The sequence below is a fragment of the Dermacoccus sp. UBA1591 genome, from assembly GCF_002322065.1.
In the GTDB taxonomy this organism is placed as follows: domain Bacteria; phylum Actinomycetota; class Actinomycetes; order Actinomycetales; family Dermatophilaceae; genus Dermacoccus; species Dermacoccus nishinomiyaensis.
In genome coordinates, this window is the sequence record NZ_DCNR01000072.1 from 1 (window position 1) to 17,842 (window position 17,842).

17 protein-coding genes are annotated in these 17,842 nt (G+C 69.9%); all 17 read right to left on the reverse strand.

The window, feature by feature from the left end; genetic code table 11:
- Nucleotides 1–232 precede the first annotated feature (232 nt).
- Complete coding sequence (tyrS, locus tag B2284_RS07325; RefSeq protein WP_074045616.1) at nt 233–1,495, reverse strand: tyrosine--tRNA ligase; 1,263 nt, start codon at nt 1,493–1,495, stop codon at nt 233–235.
- Nucleotides 1,496–1,612: 117 nt separating this feature from the next.
- Nucleotides 1,613–2,251, reverse strand: a complete 639-nt coding sequence (locus B2284_RS07330) for a DNA-3-methyladenine glycosylase (RefSeq protein ID WP_062256457.1) — start codon at nt 2,249–2,251, stop codon at nt 1,613–1,615.
- 140 nt (nt 2,252–2,391) lie between these two features.
- The gene (gene argH, locus B2284_RS07335; protein ID WP_115296132.1) at nt 2,392–3,825 is read right to left on the reverse strand and encodes an argininosuccinate lyase; all 1,434 of its coding nucleotides are present in this window, start codon (nt 3,823–3,825) and stop codon (nt 2,392–2,394) included.
- A gap of 80 nt (nt 3,826–3,905) precedes the next feature.
- Complete coding sequence (locus B2284_RS07340) at nt 3,906–4,487, reverse strand: arginine repressor (protein WP_006944242.1); 582 nt, start codon at nt 4,485–4,487, stop codon at nt 3,906–3,908.
- Nucleotides 4,484–5,416 carry an ornithine carbamoyltransferase gene (gene argF / locus B2284_RS07345; RefSeq protein WP_006944188.1) on the reverse strand — a complete coding sequence of 311 codons (933 nt, stop codon included), beginning with the start codon at nt 5,414–5,416 and terminating at the stop codon, nt 4,484–4,486. The genes B2284_RS07340 and argF overlap by 4 nt, the downstream gene beginning before the upstream one ends.
- Entirely contained in the window at nt 5,413–6,654 is a 1,242-nt protein-coding gene (locus tag B2284_RS07350; RefSeq protein WP_006944301.1) for an acetylornithine transaminase, read from the reverse strand. The genes argF and B2284_RS07350 overlap by 4 nt, the downstream gene beginning before the upstream one ends.
- Entirely contained in the window at nt 6,651–7,583 is a 933-nt protein-coding gene (argB, locus tag B2284_RS07355) for an acetylglutamate kinase (RefSeq protein WP_074040701.1), read from the reverse strand. The genes B2284_RS07350 and argB overlap by 4 nt, the downstream gene beginning before the upstream one ends.
- Complete coding sequence (gene argJ / locus B2284_RS07360) at nt 7,580–8,731, reverse strand: bifunctional glutamate N-acetyltransferase/amino-acid acetyltransferase ArgJ (RefSeq protein WP_115296130.1); 1,152 nt, start codon at nt 8,729–8,731, stop codon at nt 7,580–7,582. Before argJ ends, argB begins: the two co-directional genes overlap by 4 nt.
- Nucleotides 8,728–9,138, reverse strand: a complete 411-nt coding sequence (locus B2284_RS07365) for an ACT domain-containing protein (protein WP_006944305.1) — start codon at nt 9,136–9,138, stop codon at nt 8,728–8,730. Before B2284_RS07365 ends, argJ begins: the two co-directional genes overlap by 4 nt.
- Nucleotides 9,138–10,184 (reverse strand): N-acetyl-gamma-glutamyl-phosphate reductase, encoded by a 1,047-nt coding sequence (gene argC, locus B2284_RS07370; protein WP_136788021.1) that lies wholly within the window; start codon nt 10,182–10,184, stop codon nt 9,138–9,140. Before argC ends, B2284_RS07365 begins: the two co-directional genes overlap by 1 nt.
- A gap of 107 nt (nt 10,185–10,291) precedes the next feature.
- Nucleotides 10,292–12,823, reverse strand: a complete 2,532-nt coding sequence (pheT, locus tag B2284_RS07375) for a phenylalanine--tRNA ligase subunit beta (RefSeq protein ID WP_136788023.1) — start codon at nt 12,821–12,823, stop codon at nt 10,292–10,294.
- 4 nt (nt 12,824–12,827) lie between these two features.
- Nucleotides 12,828–13,925 (reverse strand): phenylalanine--tRNA ligase subunit alpha, encoded by a 1,098-nt coding sequence (gene pheS, locus B2284_RS07380; protein WP_006944209.1) that lies wholly within the window; start codon nt 13,923–13,925, stop codon nt 12,828–12,830.
- A 62-nt stretch (nt 13,926–13,987) separates the two neighbouring features.
- Nucleotides 13,988–14,800, reverse strand: coding sequence for a TrmH family RNA methyltransferase (locus B2284_RS07385; RefSeq protein WP_074040705.1), 813 nt, complete (start codon nt 14,798–14,800; stop codon nt 13,988–13,990).
- Nucleotides 14,801–14,855: 55 nt separating this feature from the next.
- A complete protein-coding gene (gene rplT / locus B2284_RS07390; RefSeq protein WP_038568564.1) occupies nt 14,856–15,230 on the reverse strand; it encodes a 50S ribosomal protein L20 in 375 nt (124 codons plus the stop codon).
- A 69-nt stretch (nt 15,231–15,299) separates the two neighbouring features.
- Complete coding sequence (gene rpmI, locus B2284_RS07395; RefSeq protein WP_006944255.1) at nt 15,300–15,494, reverse strand: 50S ribosomal protein L35; 195 nt, start codon at nt 15,492–15,494, stop codon at nt 15,300–15,302.
- Between the two features lie 106 nt (nt 15,495–15,600).
- A complete protein-coding gene (gene infC, locus B2284_RS07400; RefSeq protein ID WP_338032950.1) occupies nt 15,601–16,284 on the reverse strand; it encodes a translation initiation factor IF-3 in 684 nt (227 codons plus the stop codon).
- A gap of 281 nt (nt 16,285–16,565) precedes the next feature.
- Nucleotides 16,566–17,810 carry an MFS transporter gene (locus B2284_RS07405; protein ID WP_006944290.1) on the reverse strand — a complete coding sequence of 415 codons (1,245 nt, stop codon included), beginning with the start codon at nt 17,808–17,810 and terminating at the stop codon, nt 16,566–16,568.
- Nucleotides 17,811–17,842 lie beyond the last annotated feature (32 nt).

Sequence of the window (17,842 nt, forward strand, 5' to 3'; positions counted from 1 at the left end):
CGACTTCAACTCGGCGCTTGGAACCACATCGCTGTAATTCGTTGCGTCCCAGTCGAATTGGTGACCAAGAGCCGTCCGAGTGAGTGGCTGTTTCCAGCTCCTCGCTCGCGGCGACTCAGAGAACATTACACAGCGCGGCGGGTGCTGCCAAATCGACAGCCCGGGTGCGGCCACCACCCCGGGATGCGCAACGGGGACCCACCGTCATGGTGAGCCCCCGCTGTCGTCTCGGTCAGTGCGCGAGCCGCGCGGCTGCCTGGTGCTTGCGCCCACGCTTGATGATCGCGGCCACGCCGTGGAGGAAGTCGTCAGCGCTCAGTTCGTGCTCCGGGTCGTCGAACTTCGCGTTGTTCACGGAGATGGCGCCGTCCCCGATGAGACGTCGGGCCGCATTGCGAGACTCCGCGATGCCCACCGCGATGAGCGCGTCCGTCAGGGTGGTACCCGGCGAAACCTCTCCCCCAGGCAACTCCGCGACGGCGTCACGCAGCGTCCCCGCGTCGAGGGCCGTCACGTCACCCTTGCCGAACATCGCCTCACTCGCCGCGATGGCGCCGGCCGTCGCCGCCTCACCGTGCACGAGCGTCGTGACGTCGGCCGCCAGCGTCTTCTGCGCCACTCGCTTGAAGGGTTCCTCGGCCACGGCGCGTTCGAGCTCCGCGACCTCGTCCTTCGTCCGATCGGTCATGAACTTGATGAGCTTGATGACCTCGGAATCCTCGACGTTGAGGAAGTACTGGTAGAAGACGTACGGGCTCGTCATCTGCGCGTCGAGCCAGATGGCATTGCCCTCCGACTTGCCGTACTTCTGCCCGGACGCGTCCGTGAGCAGCGGCGAGGTGAGCACGTGCACACTCTTGCCCTCCACCGAACGGATGAGATCAGAGCCGGCGATGAGGTTGCCCCACTGATCGGAGCCGCCGAGCTGCAAGGTGCAGCCGTACTCGCGGAACAGGTGCAGGTAGTCGAGGGCCTGCAGGATCTGGTAGCTGAACTCCGTGTAGCTGATGCCCTGCTCGGAATTGAGGCGCGCCGCGACGGCGTCCTTCTTGATCATCCCGTTGACGCGGAAGTGCTTGCCGTAGTCACGCAGGAAGTCGAGGGCCGAGATGCCCTGAGTCCAGTCGAGGTTGTTGACCGCGATGGCGGGGTTGTCGCCGTCGAAGTCGAGGAACGGCTGCACCTGCTCACGGATGCGCGCGACCCATTGCGCCGTCTGGTCCTTCGTCTTGAGCACGCGCTCCGCGCTAGGGCGCGGATCACCGATGAGACCCGTCGAACCTCCGACGAGGACGATGACGCGATGCCCGGCGCGCTGGAGCCGTCGCAGCTGGATCAGCTGGACCAGGTTGCCGAAGTGCAGGGACGGCGCCGTCGGGTCGAAGCCGCAATACACCGTGAGCGGTCCGTTCGCGAGCGCGTCACGCAGCTGCGTCTCGTCGGTGGTCTGCGCCACCGCTCCGCGCCACTGCAGCTCGTCGAGGATGTTGCTCACGTCGTCCCTTTCGTCAGATGATTCGGTTGCGCGGATCACGCACCCACCCCAGAGTCTCCCACGACCGCCCGATCCGGCGCGCCTGCTGCGTGGAGGGCGCCGCTGCAACGGGCTGCGTCAGCGCTTGCGCACCCGCGTCACCGCGGCGCGGTAGGCGGATACGCTCGGCTCGCCCGGGATCCAGAAGCGCCAGGGGAAGCTCTCGCCCTCACCGCCCGGCCCGCTCACGCCGACACGCGGGCCGGTGAGGTACTCGGGCGCGACGTGGCCGTCCGGTCGACGGACGACGACCTGGGCATCCGGCCCGACGACGGGAGTGCCGCCGAGGATCGGCTCGATCGCGAGCGCCTTCGCGAGGTTGCCCGGGCCACGAGCGAGATGGGCGTCCTTGGGAAGCGGCGCGCCCTCGCGTGCACTCGCCATGCGCCGCTCCCGCGCGAGGTCGAGGCCGTCGATGATCTCGCCAGAACGGACGAGGCAACCGGCCGACTCTCCGTCAGCCCCGCAGACGAGGTTCAGGGCCCGGTGGATGCCGTAGTTGATGTAGACGTAGCAGGTGCCGGGCGGGCCGAACAGCGCGGAGTTGCGGTCGGTGCGGCGCTTGAAGCCGTGCGAACCCGGGTCGACGGCGCCATGGTAGGCCTCCACCTCGGTGATACGCAGCGTCACCCCCGCGTGCGAGACGGTGAGGCCCAAGAGCTTCGGCGCGACGTCGACGGGCGGATGGGCGAAGAACGATGAGTCGAGATCCGGCACGCCGACATTGTGCCGCCCACGCCCGATTCGGGCCACCTCCCTCGGCGTGAGGCCCCGCACGCGATGTTGCCCAGGTTTCGGGGGCGTCGGCCCCCGAAACCCGGGCAACATCGAGCGTCAGCGTGAGCGGACGTCGAGCGTCAGCGGATGTCGATGGGTCGGCTCGCCCAGGTACGCAGTTCGCTCGACTTCGCGTGCGCGGCCTCGAGCTGTTCGGCGACGCGGTCGGGAGCCGTCCCGCCCGTCGCGTTGCGGGAGGCGAGTGAACCGGGCACGCTCAGCACCTCGCGCACACCCGGCGTCAGGTGCTCGCTGATGGCGGCGAGGTCATCGTCGCTCAGATCCCACAGCTCGATTCCGCGCTGCTCGCACGCCTGGACGCACTCCCCTGCGACCTCGTGCGCGATACGGAACGGCACGCCCTCACGCACGAGCCACTCGGCGATGTCGGTGGCGAGCGAGAAGCCCTGCGGCGCGAGGGATTCGAGACGCTCCGGGTGGAAGGTGAGCGTCGCCGTCATGCCCGCGAAGGCCGGCAGCAGCAGCTCGAGGGTGTCGACGGCGTCGAAGACCGGCTCTTTGTCCTCCTGCAGATCTCGGTTGTAGGCGAGCGGGAGCGCCTTGAGCGTCGTCATCAGGCCTGCGAGATCCCCGACGAGACGGCCCGCCTTGCCGCGCGCCAGCTCGGCGACGTCGGGGTTCTTCTTCTGCGGCATGATGCTCGAGCCGGTCGAGAACGCGTCGTCGAGGGTGACGAAGCTGAACTCCTTCGTCGCCCACAGCACCACCTCCTCCGCGATGCGGCTGATGTCGACCGCCGACATTGCGGCGACGAACGCGAACTCGGCGACGAAGTCACGCGACGCGGTGCCGTCGATGCTGTTCTCGACGGGGCGCGAGAAGCCCAGATCGTCGGCCACCGAGGCCGGGTCGAGACCCAGCGACGACCCCGCGAGCGCGCCCGAGCCATACGGCGAGGCGTCGGTGCGTCGATCCCAGTCGCCGAAGCGCTCGACGTCGCGCAGCAACGCCCACGCGTGCGCGAGCAGGTGGTGGCTCAGCAGCACGGGCTGTGCGTGCTGCAGGTGCGTACGCCCCGGCATCGCGACACCGAGATGCGTCTGCGCCTGCGAGACGAGCGCGTCGACGACGTCGAGCAGCAGCGCGGCGACCGAGCGCGCGTGATCACGCAGGTACATGCGGAACAGCGTCGCGACCTGGTCGTTGCGCGAACGTCCGGCCCGCAGGCGACCGCCGACGTCGGCGCCGGCGCGCTCGATGAGGCCGCGCTCGAGGGCCGTGTGGACGTCCTCGTCCTCCTGCGCCGGCGTGAACGCGCCCGACTCGACGTCGTCGAGCAACTGCTGCAGCGCCGCGAGCATGGCCGCGAGCGCTTCGTCGTCGAGCAGACCGGCGCGATGCAGCACGCGCGCGTGCGCCCGCGAACCGGCGATGTCATAGGGCGCGAGGCGCCAGTCGAAGTGCGTCGACTTGCTCAGCGCGGCGAGCGCATCCGCCGGGCCACCGGCGAAGCGACCTCCCCAGAGGCTGAGGCGGGCGTCGGGCTGGGTCATGGGGTGAACCTCTCCTTCATCGGATGGATCGGGCGCGGGGCGCCGGGGAGATTGGAACGGTTGGAGCAGGGCTCGAGGGCTCAGACGCCGCGAATGTCGCCGCGTGAACCGGCGTCGGGATCGCCGCTTTCCTGGGCGTCGTCATCGTGGTCGGTGGAGGCGAGATCGTCCGTACGGCCGGCGAGTTCCAGGAAGCGCTTGGCGACGGGCGCCGCCCCCTGCGGGTCGCGGCAGATCACCATGATCGTGTCGTCGCCGGCGATCGTGCCGAGGACGTCGGTGAACTCCGCGTGGTCGATCGCCGAGGCGAGAAAGTTCGCCGCGCCCGGCGGGGTGCGCAGGATGACGAGGTTCGCCGACGACTCCGCTGTCACGAGCAACTCGCCCGACAGCCGGCGCAATCGTTGGACCGCCTCGGTGCGCGCGGCGCCCGCCCGAGGCGTGCGGTCACCGCCCTCGCCGGGCACGGCGTAGACGAGCGTGCGGCCCTGACGCACCTTGACCGCGCCGAGCTCGACGAGATCACGTGACAGCGTCGCCTGCGTGACGTCGACGCCGTCAGCGAGCAGCCGCTCGGCGAGATCCGTCTGCGACCGGATGGACTCGCGCCCGAGGATCTCGCGGATGCGCTGATGGCGCGCACCCTTCGTCTGCGCCATCATGCGTGCTCCGCGAGGAACGTCAGCAGCGCCTTCTGCGCATGCAGCCGGTTCTCCGCCTCGTCCCACACGACCGAGGCGGGGCCGTCGATGACGTCCGCGGCGATCTCGAAACCACGGTATGCCGGCAGGCAGTGCATGACGATCGCGTCAGGCGCCGCGTGCGCCATCAGCTCGCTCGTCACGCTGAAGGCGCTGAACGGATTGCTCTCGCCCTTGCGCGTGCTCGCCTCGTCCTCCATGCCCATCGACACCCACGTGTCGGTGATGACGACGTCCGCGCCCGTCACGGCTTCGATGGCGTCCTCGCTCGCATGCGCGCCGCCGCAGGTCGTCGCGGCGATCTCCTTGGCGCGCTCGAGGATCGCCGGATCCGGGCCGTACCCGTGCGGGCCGGCGACGGTGATGTCGGCGCCGGCCGTCGCGAAACCGAGCAGGTAGCTGTGGGCCATGTTGTTCGCAGCGTCACCGACGTAGGCGACCTTGCGACCGGCAGCGCTGCCCTTGTGTTCGGCGACCGTCAGCAGGTCGGCGAGGATCTGGCAGGGGTGGAAGGCGTCCGTCAGGGCGTTGACCACGGGCACGCCCGCGTGCTCGGCCATCTCTTCGAGGCGGTCCTGGCCGTAGGTGCGCCACACGATCGCGCTGACCTGGCGCCCAAGCACCTTCGCGACGTCGTGGATCGACTCACGCGTGCCGATCTGCGCGAGCTTGCCGTCGACGATCATCGGGTGCCCGCCGAGCTCGGCGACCCCCACGCTGAAGCTGAGCTGAGTGCGCAGCGTCGGCTTGTCGAAGATGATGGCGACGCCCTGGGGACCCGCGAACGGCTGCTTGGCGTGCCGGTCTCGTTTGAGCGTCGCCGCGAGCGCGAGCACCTCGGCCTGCTCGGCGGGGCTCAGGTCGTCGTCACGCAGGAAGTGGCGGGTCATGAGGCGTTCTCCTCGGTCTCGGCGGCATCGAGCAGGCCGGGCAGCGCGGCGACGAAGGTGTCGACCTGCTCGGCCGTGATGACGAGTGGCGGGGCCAGGCGGATGACGTCCGGGCCCGTCGCGTTGATGATGAAACCCGCCTCGCGGGCTCGGACGACGACACGCTGCGCGAGCGGGTCGCGCAGCACGATGCCGCGCAGCAGGCCGCGGCCGCGGACGGTAACGACGCGTTCGTCGCCGAGATTCTCGACAGCCTCGACGAGGTGCTCCCCCAGCCGCCGCGCCTGCTCTCGCAGGCGTTCGTCCTCGATCGTGCGCATGACGGCGACGCCCGCGGCGCACGCCAGCGGGTTGCCACCGAACGTCGAACCGTGCTGGCCGGCCTCGAACATCGTCGAGGCGGCACCGAAGGTGACGAGCGCACCGATCGGCACACCGCCGCCGAGGCCCTTGGCGAGCGTGATGGCGTCCGGCATGACCTCGGGTGCGATCGTCTGGAAGCCGAACCACTCGCCGGTGCGTGCAACGCCCGTCTGCACTTCGTCGATGATGAGCAACGCCCCGCGTTCGCGCGTCACCTCGCGGGCCGCGCGCAGGTATTCGGGCGAGGCCTCGATGACGCCCGCCTCACCCTGGATGGGTTCGAGGATCACCGCGCCCACCGTGTCGTCGACGGCTGCCCGTAGCGCCTCGACGTCGTGGTAGGGCACGCGCGTGACGCCCGGGACCAGCGGTTCGAACGGCTCGCGGTAGGCCTGCTTGGAGGTGAGCGACAGCGCGCCCAGCGTGCGGCCATGGAAGCCGCCGTCCGCGACGACGACACCGGGGCGAGCGGTACGGCGCGCCAGCTTGAACGCCGCCTCGTTGGCCTCGGCGCCGGAGTTGCAGAAGAAGACGCGAGTGTCGCCGTCGCCACCCGACGCGGCGACCAAGCGTTCGGCGAGCTCGATCTGCGGGCGCGTCGTGAAGAAGTTGGACACGTGGATGAGCTTCGCCGCCTGCTCGCTCACCGCGGCGACGAGCGCGGGGTGGGCATGGCCGAGAACGTTGACCGCGATACCGGCGAGCAGATCGAGGTACTCGCGGCCCTCGACGTCGCGAACAACGGCGCCCTCGCCGCGCTCGAGGACGAGCCCGGGCGCCCCGAAGACCCCCATGAGGGAGGCGCCGTAGCGCTGCGTCAGATCCCCGTGCGTCGGCATCGTGGACGCCGGGGCGTCATGGTCGGCCGGGTTCATCGGCGTCCTCCTGAGGTGATCATCGTGCCGATCCCTTCGTCCGTGAAGATCTCGAGCAGGATGGAGTGCGGGCGTCGCCCGTTGACGACGTGGGTGTGCGGCACGCCCCCGCGCACGGCGCGGATGCAGGCCTCGAGCTTGGGAACCATGCCCGAGTCGACCGTCGCGAGCATGCGTTCGGCCTCGTCGACGGGCAGCTTCGACAGCAGCGACGACTCGTCCGGCCAGTTCGCGTAGACCCCCTCGACGTCCGTGAGCACGACGAGCTTGTGCGCGCCGAGCGCGACGGCGAGAGCACTCGCGGCGGTGTCGGCGTTGACGTTGAGCACCTGCCCCTCGCGCTCGAGGTCGGGCGCCACGGACGAGATGACGGGGATGCGCCCCGAGTGCGCGAGGTCACGCACGATCTGCGGGTCGACCATCTCGACGTCACCGACGAGGCCGACGTCGACGGCCTCACCGTCGACGATGGCGGGGCGGCGGCGGGCGCCGAACAGGCCTGCATCCTCGCCGGAGAGGCCGAACGCCATCGGGCCGTGATTGTTGATGAGGCCGACGAGTTCGCGCGAGACCTGGCCCGTCAGCACCATGCGCACGACTTCCATCGTCTCGGGCGTCGTGACGCGCAGGCCGCCGCGGAACTCGCTCTTCATCCCGAGCCGGTTGAGCATCGCGGCGATCTGCGGGCCGCCGCCGTGGACGACGACGGGGCGTAGCCCGGCGTAACGCAGGAAGGCGATGTCTTCGGCGAAGGCGCGCTTGAGGGCGTCGTCCCTCATGGCGTTGCCGCCGTACTTCACGACAACGAGCGCGTCCTGATACTTCTGCAGCCACGGCAGCGCCTCGACGAGGGTGCCCGCCTTGAGACCCGCCGAGGCGAGCGACGAGAGGTCGCGAGGCTGGGTCGTCACGTTCTCCGTCCCGCTCATGTGCTGTACGCCGAGTTCTCGTGGACGTAGTCGTGCGTGAGGTCGTTCGTCAGGACGGTGGCGTCGGCGTCACCGGCGTGGAGAAACACCTCGACCTTCACTTCACGCTGAGACATGTCGACGCCAGCGCGGTCGTCACCGACCCCGCCGCTGCGGCACACCATGACGCCGTTGATCGCGACGTCGAGCTGCGTCGGCTCGAACGCGGCCGAGGTCGTCCCGACGGCCGCGAGAACCCGCCCCCAGTTGGGATCGTTGCCGAACACGGCGCACTTGAAGAGGTTGTTGCGGGCTATCGAACGTGCAACCTCAAGTGCATCGTCAACGTTGGCGGCGCCCTGGACGTCGATCGTGATGTCGTGCGCGGCGCCCTCCGCGTCGGCGATGAGCTGTTCGGCCAGGTCGACGCAGACTTGCGTGAGGATGGCCGTGAACTCCCCCATCTGCGGGCTCACCCCGCTCGCTCCCGAGGCCATGAGCACGACGGTGTCGTTCGTCGACTGGCAACCGTCCGAGTCGATGCGATCGAACGACATCGCCGTCGCCGCGCGCAACGCCTCGCCGGCCTGCTCGGCGGTGAGGACCGCGTCGGTCGTGATGACGACGAGCATCGTCGCGAGGGACGGCGCGAGCATGCCGGCGCCCTTCGCCATGCCGCCGATCGTGTAGCCGGAACCGAACCCGGTGCACTCCTTCGCGACCGTGTCCGTCGTCATGATGGCGGTCGCGGCGTCCTCCCCGCCGTCAGCGCTCAACGAACCGGCCGCCGCGGTGATACCGGATTCGATCTTGTCCATCGGCAGCAACTCACCGATGAGGCCCGTCGAGCAGACGACGACGTCACCGGCGCTCACACCGACGGCCTCGGCGGCGAGTTCGGCACTGCGGTGCGTGTCGAGGAAACCCTGCGCCCCGGTGCAGGCGTTGGCGCCACCGGAGTTGAGCAGAACGACGTCGGCGCGCCCGTCCGTCACCACCTGGCGCGACCAGGTCACCGGCGCCGCCTCGACGCGGTTCGAGGTGAACACGGCGGCGACGACGTGCTCGGGCCCGTCGTTGACGACGAGGGCGACGTCGGGGCGCCCGCTGGGCTTCAGCCCCGCCGTCACGCCCGCCGCGCGGAAGCCTGCGGCAGCGGTGACACTCATGGTTTCTCCTTGATGATGTGCCCGCCACGAGCCCACAGCTCACGAGCGCGCGCGGATTCGTACGTCGGCACCATGATCCAGTCGGTGTCGAACGTCGAGACGGTGAAGACGGTGACGTCGGCCTCGCCGAGCGGCGCGACGATGGCCGAGAGCAGACCCGTCAGCGCGAAGTCGAGCGGACCCTCGACCTCGAACACGTGGAACGGGCCCTGCTGACGCACGACCGCGTCCCGCGGGATCGCTGAGGTGAGGCACAGCACCGACGTCTCCGACGCCGTCGCACTGACGGAGACGAGCGGCGCGTCCGTGAGCGCCCATTCGGGCACGACCTCCTGCGCGCCGAGGCGCACGTACGACAGCTCCTCGGGGTGGGCGATCAGGGTGAACCGAGCTCCGAACGCGACCATCAGGGGCTCACCCCCGCGAGCGGCAGGCCCGTGGTCTCGCCCAGGCCGAGCGACAGGTTCATCGACTGCACGGCTGCACCGGCCGTCCCCTTCGTCAGGTTGTCGACGGCGGAGGTGACGACGACGCGCCCCGCCACCTCGTCGAGCGCGAACTGCAGGGTGACGACGTTCGACCCGAGCACCGAACCGGTCGCGGGCCACGACCCGGCAGCCAGGAGCTCGACGAAGGGTTCGTCGGCATAGGCCTCGGCGAGGGCGCGCGCGACGTCATCAGCCGTCGTGCCGGGCGCCAGCCGAGCCGTCGACGTCGCGAGGATGCCGCGCGGCATGGGGGCGAGCGTCGGCGTGAACGACAGCGTAACCTCGCGCTCACCGCCGGCGGCGAGACGCAGGTTCTGCGCGATCTCGGGCGTGTGACGGTGCCCGCCGCCGACGCCGTACGGGCTCATCGACCCCATGACCTCGGCGCCGAGCAGGTGTGGCTTGAGGCCCTTGCCGGCCCCCGAGACACCCGAGGACGCGACGACGACCACGTCGTCGAGCGCGATGAGGGACGCCGCCGCGAGCGGCGCGAGAGCGAGCGAGACGGCCGTCGGATAGCACCCGGGGACGGCGACGCGGCGCGCGCCGCGCAACTGCTCGCGCCGCTTGACGCCCTTCGAGACGAGTTCGGGCATCCCGTAGGCCCAGGACCCAGCGTAGGGCGTGTCGTAAAAACGTCGCCAGTCGCTCTCGCGCTCGAGCCGAAAATCCGCGCCACAGTCGATGACGACGACGTCTGCGTCGAGCTGCGCGGCGAGCGCAGCGCTCTGCCCGTGCGGCAGTGCGAGGAAGACGACGTCGTGGCCGGCGAGGGCGTCAGCGTTCGTGGCACGCACGGGTCGCTCGGCGAGGGAGAACAACGACGGGTGATGATCGCCGAGGCGCGAACCGGCGGAGGAACCCGCCGTCAGTGCGCCGATCTCGACGTCGGGATGGGCGAGCAAGAGGCGCAGGATCTCCCCGCCCGCATATCCACTCGCCCCGGCGACAGCTGCTGTGACCATGCCCCCAGCCTAGCGCAGATCGCATACCCATGCACTTTTAGGTCATACTCATGCACACAGGGTGGAGACGGCGTCACACCGCCCCCACCCTGTCGATCATGCCGAAATCAGGCGCCGCGCAGGCTCGCTCCGACACTCTCGTCGACGGCGCGCACCGCCGCGTCGCGTGCCGCGTTCACCTCGTCGGTCGTCAGCGTCCGCTCGGGCGAACGGAAGAACAGGCGGTACGCGAGGGACTTCTTGCCCTCACCGACCTGATCGCCCGTGTAGATGTCGAACAGCGCGACCGACTCGAGGTGTTCACCGGCCCCCGAGCGCAACGCCGTCTCGACGCGAGCCGCAGGGACGGACGCGTCGACGACGAGCGCGACGTCGGAATGCGCCTGCGGGAACGTCGCGATGCTCGAAGCGACACCGGGGCGCTCGGCGTACGCCGACAGCGCGTCGAGGTCGAGTTCGCCCCCGACCGTGCGGGCCGGCAGCGAGAACGCCGCGACGACCTTGGGGTGCAGCTCGCCCGCCGCGCCGATGACGGTGCCGTCCGGCAGCGCGATGCTCGCGCAGCGTCCCGGGTGGAACGGCGCCACCTGCGCCTGCTCGATCGTCAGGTCGACGCCGAGCACGCGCCCGATCTGCAGCGCCACGGCGATCGCGTCGCTCCAGTCCGCGCCGCGCCCGGCACCCCACCAGCCCTTGCGCTCGCTGTCACCGGCCGCGACCCAGGCGACGTGGCGCGGCTGCGCCGGCACGGCCGAGCGGATCGCGTCGAGCACCTCAGGCGCCGGGTGCACGCCGACCGGTGACGTCGGCGCGTGGCCCGCCTCACCGGCGACGACGAGACCGATCTCGAAAAGCGCCACGTCCTTGAACCCGCGCGCGACGTTGCGCTTGAGCGAATCCATCATCGTGGCGAGAACACTCGTGCGGATGAGCGGCAGCTCGTCCGACAGCGGGTTGGTCAGGCGCACGCTCGTGCGCCGCGCGTCGTCGGCTGCGAAGCCGAGCTTGTCGTGTACGTCATCACTGACGAACGGCAGCGAGATGATCTCCGTCAGGCCGGCCATCGCGAGCGCATTCGCCACGTTGCGGCGGTGGCGCTGCGACGCCGTCAGCCCACGCCCGGCGAGGGGTCGCGGCAGGACGGACGGGATGGCGTCATACCCGCGCAGACGCGCCACTTCCTCGACGAGGTCGGGCCCGCTCGTCAGGTCGGGGCGCCACGTGGGCGGTGTGACGCTCCACAACGGTTCGTTGCGCTCGACCCGGCACCCGACGGCGTCAAGGCTCTCGGCGACCTCGTCGTCGGAGTACGCGACACCGACGAGCCGCGTCGGCTGCTGCGGGTCGAAGTCGATCGGCTGCGGCGCGCGCGTCGTGTCGAGGTCGGTGACGCCGTCGTCGACGACGCCGCCGCCGTACTGCACGAGCAGTTCGACGGCGAGCTGCGCCGCGGCTGCCGCGATCTGCGGGTCGACGCCACGCTCGTAGCGCTTGGACGCCTCGCTGCCGAGCTTGTGGCGGCGCGCGGTGCGGGCGACGGAGACCGGGTCGAAGTGGGCGGCCTCGATGAGGACGTCGGTCGTCGAGTCGCTCACCTCGCTGTCGGAACCGCCCATGACGCCGGCCAGCGCCAGCGGGCGTGCACCGCCGTCGGTGATGAGCAGATCCTCGGCGAACAGGGTGCGCTCGACGCCGTCGAGCGTCGTCAGCTTCTCCCCCGCGCGGGCGCGTCGCACGACGATCTCCTCGCCCAGCGCCCCGAGATCGAACGCGTGCAGGGGCTGGCCGAGCGCCATCATGACGTAGTTGGTGACGTCGACCGGCAGCGAGATCGAGCGCATGCCCACCTCGGTGACGGCCGTCGCAAGCCACGCGGGCACCGGAGCGTTCGGGTCGATGCCGCGCACGACGCGTGCGACGTACCGGTCGCAGCCGACCGCGCCACGCAGCCCCTGGGGGTCGTCGACGCGCACCGGGTAACCCAAGTCGTTCGCTGCCGGCGCCCTCGTCGTCAGCGCATCGACCGGGTCGGTGAAGCTCGCGCCGGTGGCGTGGCCGTACTCGCGCGCGATGCCGCGCATCGAGAAGCAATAACCGCGATCGGGGGTGACGTTGACCTCGACGGTCTCGCGGTCGAGCCCGAGCAGCGGCAGTGCGTCCTGGCCCGGCGTGAGCGACGAGGCGTCGACACCGAGGCGCTGCGGCAGCAGGATGATGCCGCCCGAGCCGTCGTCGGGCAGGCCCAGTTCATCTGCGGCACAGATCATCCCGGCCGACAGGTGACCGTACGTCTTGCGGGCGCTGATGGTGAAGCCGCCCGGCAGCACGGCACCCGGCAGCGCGACGACGACGGTGTCGCCGACCTCGAAGTTGTGCGCGCCGCACACGATGCCCTGAGGTTCACCGGTGCCGTTCGCGTCACCGACATCGACGGTGCACCAGTTGATGACCTTGCCGTTCTTCTGCTCCTCGGGCGTCTTCGTCAGCACGCGGCCGACGACGAGGGGGCCGGTAACGCCGCCGCCGTGGATGGCCTCCTCCTCGAGTCCGACGCGCACGAGGTCCGCGGCGACCTGCAGGCCGGTTGCCCCTTCGGGCACGTCGACGTACTCGCGCAGCCATTCGATAGGAACTCGCATTGTCTCAGACCTCCAAGCCGAACTGGGCGTCGAAGCGGACGTCGCCCTCGATCATCTCGCGCATGTCGGATGCGCCCGTGCGGAACATCAGGGCGCGTTCGACGCCCATGCCGAACGCGAAACCGCTGTACTCGGCCGGGTCGACGCCGCAGGCGCGCAGCACGTTCTCGTTGACCATGCCGCAGCCGCCCCACTCGATCCAGCCGGTGCCGCCGCAGGTGCGGCAGGCCGCGTCCTCCCCACGGCAGACGAAGCACCGCAGATCCATCTCGGCGCTCGGCTCGGTGAACGGGAAGTAGTTGGGGCGCAGGCGCGTCGTGATGCCCTCACCGAACAACTGCGTCGCGAGGTGGTCGAGCGTGCCCTTGAGGTGCGCCATCGTGATGCCCTTGTCGACCGCCAGGCCCTCCATCTGGTGGAAGACGGGCAGGTGCGTCGCGTCGAGTTCGTCGGTGCGGTACGCCTTGCCGGGCGCGACGATGTAGAGCGGCACCCCACGATCGAGCATCGAGCGTGCCTGCACGGGCGAGGTGTGCGTGCGCATGACGAGGCCGCCGTCGGCGGGGTCGAGGTAGAACGTGTCCTGCATCTGGCGCGCGGGGTGGTCCTCGTCGAAGTTGAGGGCGTCGAACACGAACCACTCGGCCTCGACCTCTGGCCCTTCGGCGACCTCCCACCCCATGCCGACCATGATGTCGACCATGAGCTGCTGCATGAGTTCGACGGGGTGACGCCCGCCGACGGGGCGACGCAGCGCGGTCGCCGTCGTCACGTCGACGGCCTCTTCGGTGAGGATGCGCTCGTCGCGCTCGGCCTCGAGCTCGCGCTGGCGGGTCTTCAGCGCGGCGCCCACACGGCCACGTGCCTGGCCGACGCGCTTGCCCGCCTCGGCCTTCGCCGACGGCGGCAACGCGCCGATCTCGCGGTTGGCCAGCGCCAACGGGGACTTGTCACCCGCGTGCGCCGTGCGCACCACCTTGAGCTCCTCGAGCGAGGACGCGGCGGCGATGGCCGCGAGAGCGGCGGTGACGTTGGACTCGACCACCTCGGGGTCGAGGGCAGCGACCTCGACGGGGTCGTAGTTCGTGTTGGGGCCAGACATGCGCCCGAGTCTATCGAGTGCGCGCAAACCGATTCCCACGCGTCCGCGCGGGCGAGGGGTGCTCAGTTCTGGGCGGCAGCCGAGGCGTAGAGGCAGACGGTGGCGGCCATCGCGAGGTTGAGCGACTCGGCGTGGCCGTAGATCGGCACGCGGACGACGTCGTCGCACTGCTCGCGCACCTCGGGCTCGAGGCCCCATGCCTCGTTGCCCATGACCCACGCGTGCGGGGTGGCGAGGTCGACGTCGGGCAGAAATGTCTCGCCGACGCCGTCGGCGGCGTGCAGTGTCAGCCCTGCGGCGCGACAAGCGGCGAAGATCTCCTCGATCGACGACCCGCGCGAGATCGGCAGGTGCCACAGCGAGCCGACGCTCGAACGCACGAGCTTCGGGTTGTAGAGGTCGACGCTCGCGTCGCTGAGGATCACGGCGTCCGCCCCCGTCGCGTCGGCACCTCGGATGACGGTGCCCGCGTTTCCGGGGTCGCGCACGTTCGTGCAGATGACGACGAACTTCGGCGAGCCCGCGAGCACGTCGGCCAGCGGCCGATCGATCGGCCTGGCGACGGCGATGATGCCCTGCGGCTGTTCGGTGTCGCACATCGCGGCGAGCACCTGCGGCGAGCAGTCGTGGACGAAGCGCCTCTCGCCTGCTGGGGCGCCGTCAGCCCATTCCCCGGCGAGTTCGCGCAGGTCGGGGTGACGCTCGGCGGCGTCCGCGTCGAGATAGACGTCGCGGATCGACATCGGCGCGAACCGGATGAGCTCGCGCACGGCCTGGCGCCCCTCGACGAGGAACAGCCCGGCCTTGTCACGTGCAGAACGCCGCCCCAGCGCCTTGACCTGCTTGACCCGATCGGAACGGACGTTCGTGATCATGGTCGAGCGAGCCCTTCGGCGTGGAGCGGCGTTCGGTGCGAAAGAGGTGCCTGGATCAGGCAGCCGGCGTCTGGGCCGGGACGTTCGCCTTGGCGATCTCGACGAGCTTGGCGAAGGCCGGGGCGTCGTTGACGGCCAGCTCGGCCAGCATGCGACGGTCGACCTCGATGCCGGCGACCTTCAGGCCCTGGATGAAGCGGTTGTACGTCATGCCGTTGAGGCGAGCCGCAGCGTTGATGCGCTGGATCCAGAGGCGACGGAAGTCGCCCTTCTTGGCGCGTCGGTCACGGTAGGCGTAACCGAGGCTGTGCGTCACCTGCTCCTTGGCCTTGCGGTAAAGGCGCGAGCGCTGGCCGCGGTAGCCGCTGGCCTGCTCGAGAACGGTACGACGCTTCTTCTGGGCGTTGACTGCCCGCTTCACGCGTGCCACGTGATCACTCCTTGAGTGGGGCGGCGGCGCCTGGCGCCTGCCGCGAAGTTAGTTGGGGGTGTGGACGGCTCAGAGGCCGAGAAGGCGCTTGATCTTCTTCTCGTCGGCCGGCGCGAGAACGACGTCGTTGACGAGACGACGCGACTGACGCTTGGCGCGCTCTTCGAACTTGTGCACGTGGCGGGCGCGCTGACGCATGATCTTGCCCTTACCGGTGACGCGGAAACGCTTCTTCGCACCGGAGTGCGTCTTCATCTTCGGCATGGCCGACTCCTTCGCTACCTCGACGCGCTCGTGTGCGCGTCGGCTGTCTGACTGCCTCGCCCGATCACCCGGGACGAGGGTTCTCCACCCGAGGGTGAAGGGGGTGTTACTTCGCAGCCTCTTCGACCGCGACCTGCTCGGCCTCGGGGGCCTCGCTCGAGACAGGCGTCTCGGCCTGCGGCTCCGGGGCGGCCTTGGCTGCCTTCTCGGCCTCACGACGACGACGGTCCTCGGCGCGCGCCTCGGCCTTCTTCTTCGTCGGGCCGAGCACCATCACCATGTTGCGTCCGTCCTGCTTCGGCGCGCTCTCGATGAACGCGAGCTCCTGCACGTCCTCAGCGAGCTTCTGCAGGAGGCGGAAGCCGAGCTCGGGGCGCGACTGCTCACGGCCGCGGAACATGATGGTGACCTTGACCTTGTCACCGGCCGAAAGGAACCGGACGACGTGACCCTTCTTGGTGTCGTAGTCGTGCTGGTCGATCTTCGGTCGGAGCTTGATCTCCTTGATGACCGTGTTGACCTGGTTCTTGCGCGACTCGCGCGCCTTCATGGCCGCTTCGTACTTGAACTTGCCGAAGTCCATGAGCTTGGCGACGGGCGGCTTGGCCTGGGGGGCCACCTCGACGAGGTCGAGGTCGGCCTCGGCGGCGAGGCGCAGCGCGTCCTCGACTCGGACGATGCCCACCTGCTCACCATTGGGGCCCACCAACCGAACTTCCGGGACTCGGATTCGGTCGTTGATGCGTGGCTCAGCGCTGATGGCCTGCTCCTTCACGAGTGTGATGTTCACGAGTTGTTGCGGTGTGCCCGGCCACCGACGGTGTTCGGGCAACAAAAAAGACTTCTTGCGAGCGCAAGAAGTCTTCGTTCAACACGCACGACGCGATGATTGTTCCGTCGCGATCGAGGCGGGTGCCTCGTCGTGCATCGTGACCAAGACCCTGCCTCCCGAAGGAGACCGAGGGTGGAGACCGAAGCCCCTCTTGCGCACCGAGCGCTTTCACTGCCTCGATGAGGCCATGCGAACGTCCGGCTGGTGCCCACCACGATAGCAGCCGGTGTGACTCAGCCCTAATCGGCGCGGCGGGTGGGTTCGACGTCGGTGCCCTGCGCCTGTGAAGACGCCGGCAGACCGGCCCGTCGTGACCGCAGCCCCCGTCGCGCCCCGACCATGACGGCGCCGAGGCCGGCGATGGCCGCCCCCGTCAGCCCGACGGACGCGAAACCGCCCGCGAAGCCGTGACGGTCGATGAACACGCCTGCGAGCGGCCCACCGAGCGCACCGCCGAGGGTGAGGAACGAACCGTGCCACCCCATCGCCTCGCCGCGCACCCGTTCGGGTACGACGCGCGTGAGTGCATCGACGGACGCAGTCATCGTCGGCGCGCAGAACAGGCCTGCGACGAAACCCCACACGCACAGCCCGAGCACGCCGTGGGCGAAGCCGATCGGCGCCGTCGTCAGGGCGAGCAGGACGAGCAGCGCGAACATGGGCGGCGGCGACGTCATCGCGCCGTAGACGAGCCCACCGAGGACGGAGCCCAGCCCCCACACGGCCAGCACGAGGCCGAGCTGGGCGGAGGCGTCGAAGTGACGGGCTGCGGCGACGAACGAGACGTCACTGCCGCTGAGGACGACGACGGCCGCGAACCCGACGAGGCACACCGCCAGGAAACGCGGCGTCACCCAGCGTTCGCGTGGCAGGTCGACGTCCGCGGCAGCCTCTTCGTCGAGCGCCTGCCGGATCGGCGGGTCGATCCACCACAGCAGCGCCGCGAGCGCCGCGGAGGCCATCTCGAGGCAGAAGATCACCCACGACGTCGGGAAGTGACCGCCGAGAGCGATCGCGATGACGGGCCCGAGCATGAAGGACAGCTCGACGATGATGCCGTCGGTCGCGAGCGCCGTGCGGCGATCCTCGTCGCTCGTCGCGGCGATGATGCCCTGACGGATGACGGTGAACGTCGGCACGGCGAACAGCCCGGCCAATGCCGCGAGCAGGAGCAGCGGTACATAGCCGACGAAGGGCGCCACGGCCCAGCACCCGGCCGTGACCAGGATCGACGGCGCGACGACCCGGCGCAGCCCGAGGGTGTCGAGCAGGCGCCCGCGCCACGGTCCCGACAGCGCGACGGCGAGGGTCGAGGCCGCCGCGACGAGACCTGCCTGCGACCAGGTGCGGTGCAGCGTCTCGACGACGTGGATCGTGAGCAGCACCGACACCCCGAACGTCGGGATGCGGATGGCGAAGCCGAGCAGCAGCAGCTGGCGGGTGCGGCGGTTGGCAAGAACGCGGCGGTAACGGGTGGCGGGCATGGTGGCGTCATGGTGTCACGGGCGTGCGGTGG

Coding starts and splice junctions, on each gene's coding strand:
- argH (WP_115296132.1), bottom strand. CDS start 3,825: ATGACCCAGCCCGACGCCCGCCTCAGCCTCTGGGGAGGTCGCTTCGCC.
- B2284_RS07340 (WP_006944242.1), bottom strand. CDS start 4,487: ATGATGGCGCAGACGAAGGGTGCGCGCCATCAGCGCATCCGCGAGATC.
- argF (WP_006944188.1), bottom strand. CDS start 5,416: ATGACCCGCCACTTCCTGCGTGACGACGACCTGAGCCCCGCCGAGCAG.
- B2284_RS07350 (WP_006944301.1), bottom strand. CDS start 6,654: ATGAACCCGGCCGACCATGACGCCCCGGCGTCCACGATGCCGACGCAC.
- argB (WP_074040701.1), bottom strand. CDS start 7,583: ATGAGCGGGACGGAGAACGTGACGACCCAGCCTCGCGACCTCTCGTCG.
- argJ (WP_115296130.1), bottom strand. CDS start 8,731: ATGAGTGTCACCGCTGCCGCAGGCTTCCGCGCGGCGGGCGTGACGGCG.
- B2284_RS07365 (WP_006944305.1), bottom strand. CDS start 9,138: ATGGTCGCGTTCGGAGCTCGGTTCACCCTGATCGCCCACCCCGAGGAG.
- argC (WP_136788021.1), bottom strand. CDS start 10,184: ATGGTCACAGCAGCTGTCGCCGGGGCGAGTGGATATGCGGGCGGGGAG.
- pheT (WP_136788023.1), bottom strand. CDS start 12,823: ATGCGAGTTCCTATCGAATGGCTGCGCGAGTACGTCGACGTGCCCGAA.
- pheS (WP_006944209.1), bottom strand. CDS start 13,925: ATGTCTGGCCCCAACACGAACTACGACCCCGTCGAGGTCGCTGCCCTC.
- B2284_RS07385 (WP_074040705.1), bottom strand. CDS start 14,800: ATGATCACGAACGTCCGTTCCGATCGGGTCAAGCAGGTCAAGGCGCTG.
- rpmI (WP_006944255.1), bottom strand. CDS start 15,494: ATGCCGAAGATGAAGACGCACTCCGGTGCGAAGAAGCGTTTCCGCGTC.
- B2284_RS07405 (WP_006944290.1), bottom strand. CDS start 17,810: ATGCCCGCCACCCGTTACCGCCGCGTTCTTGCCAACCGCCGCACCCGC.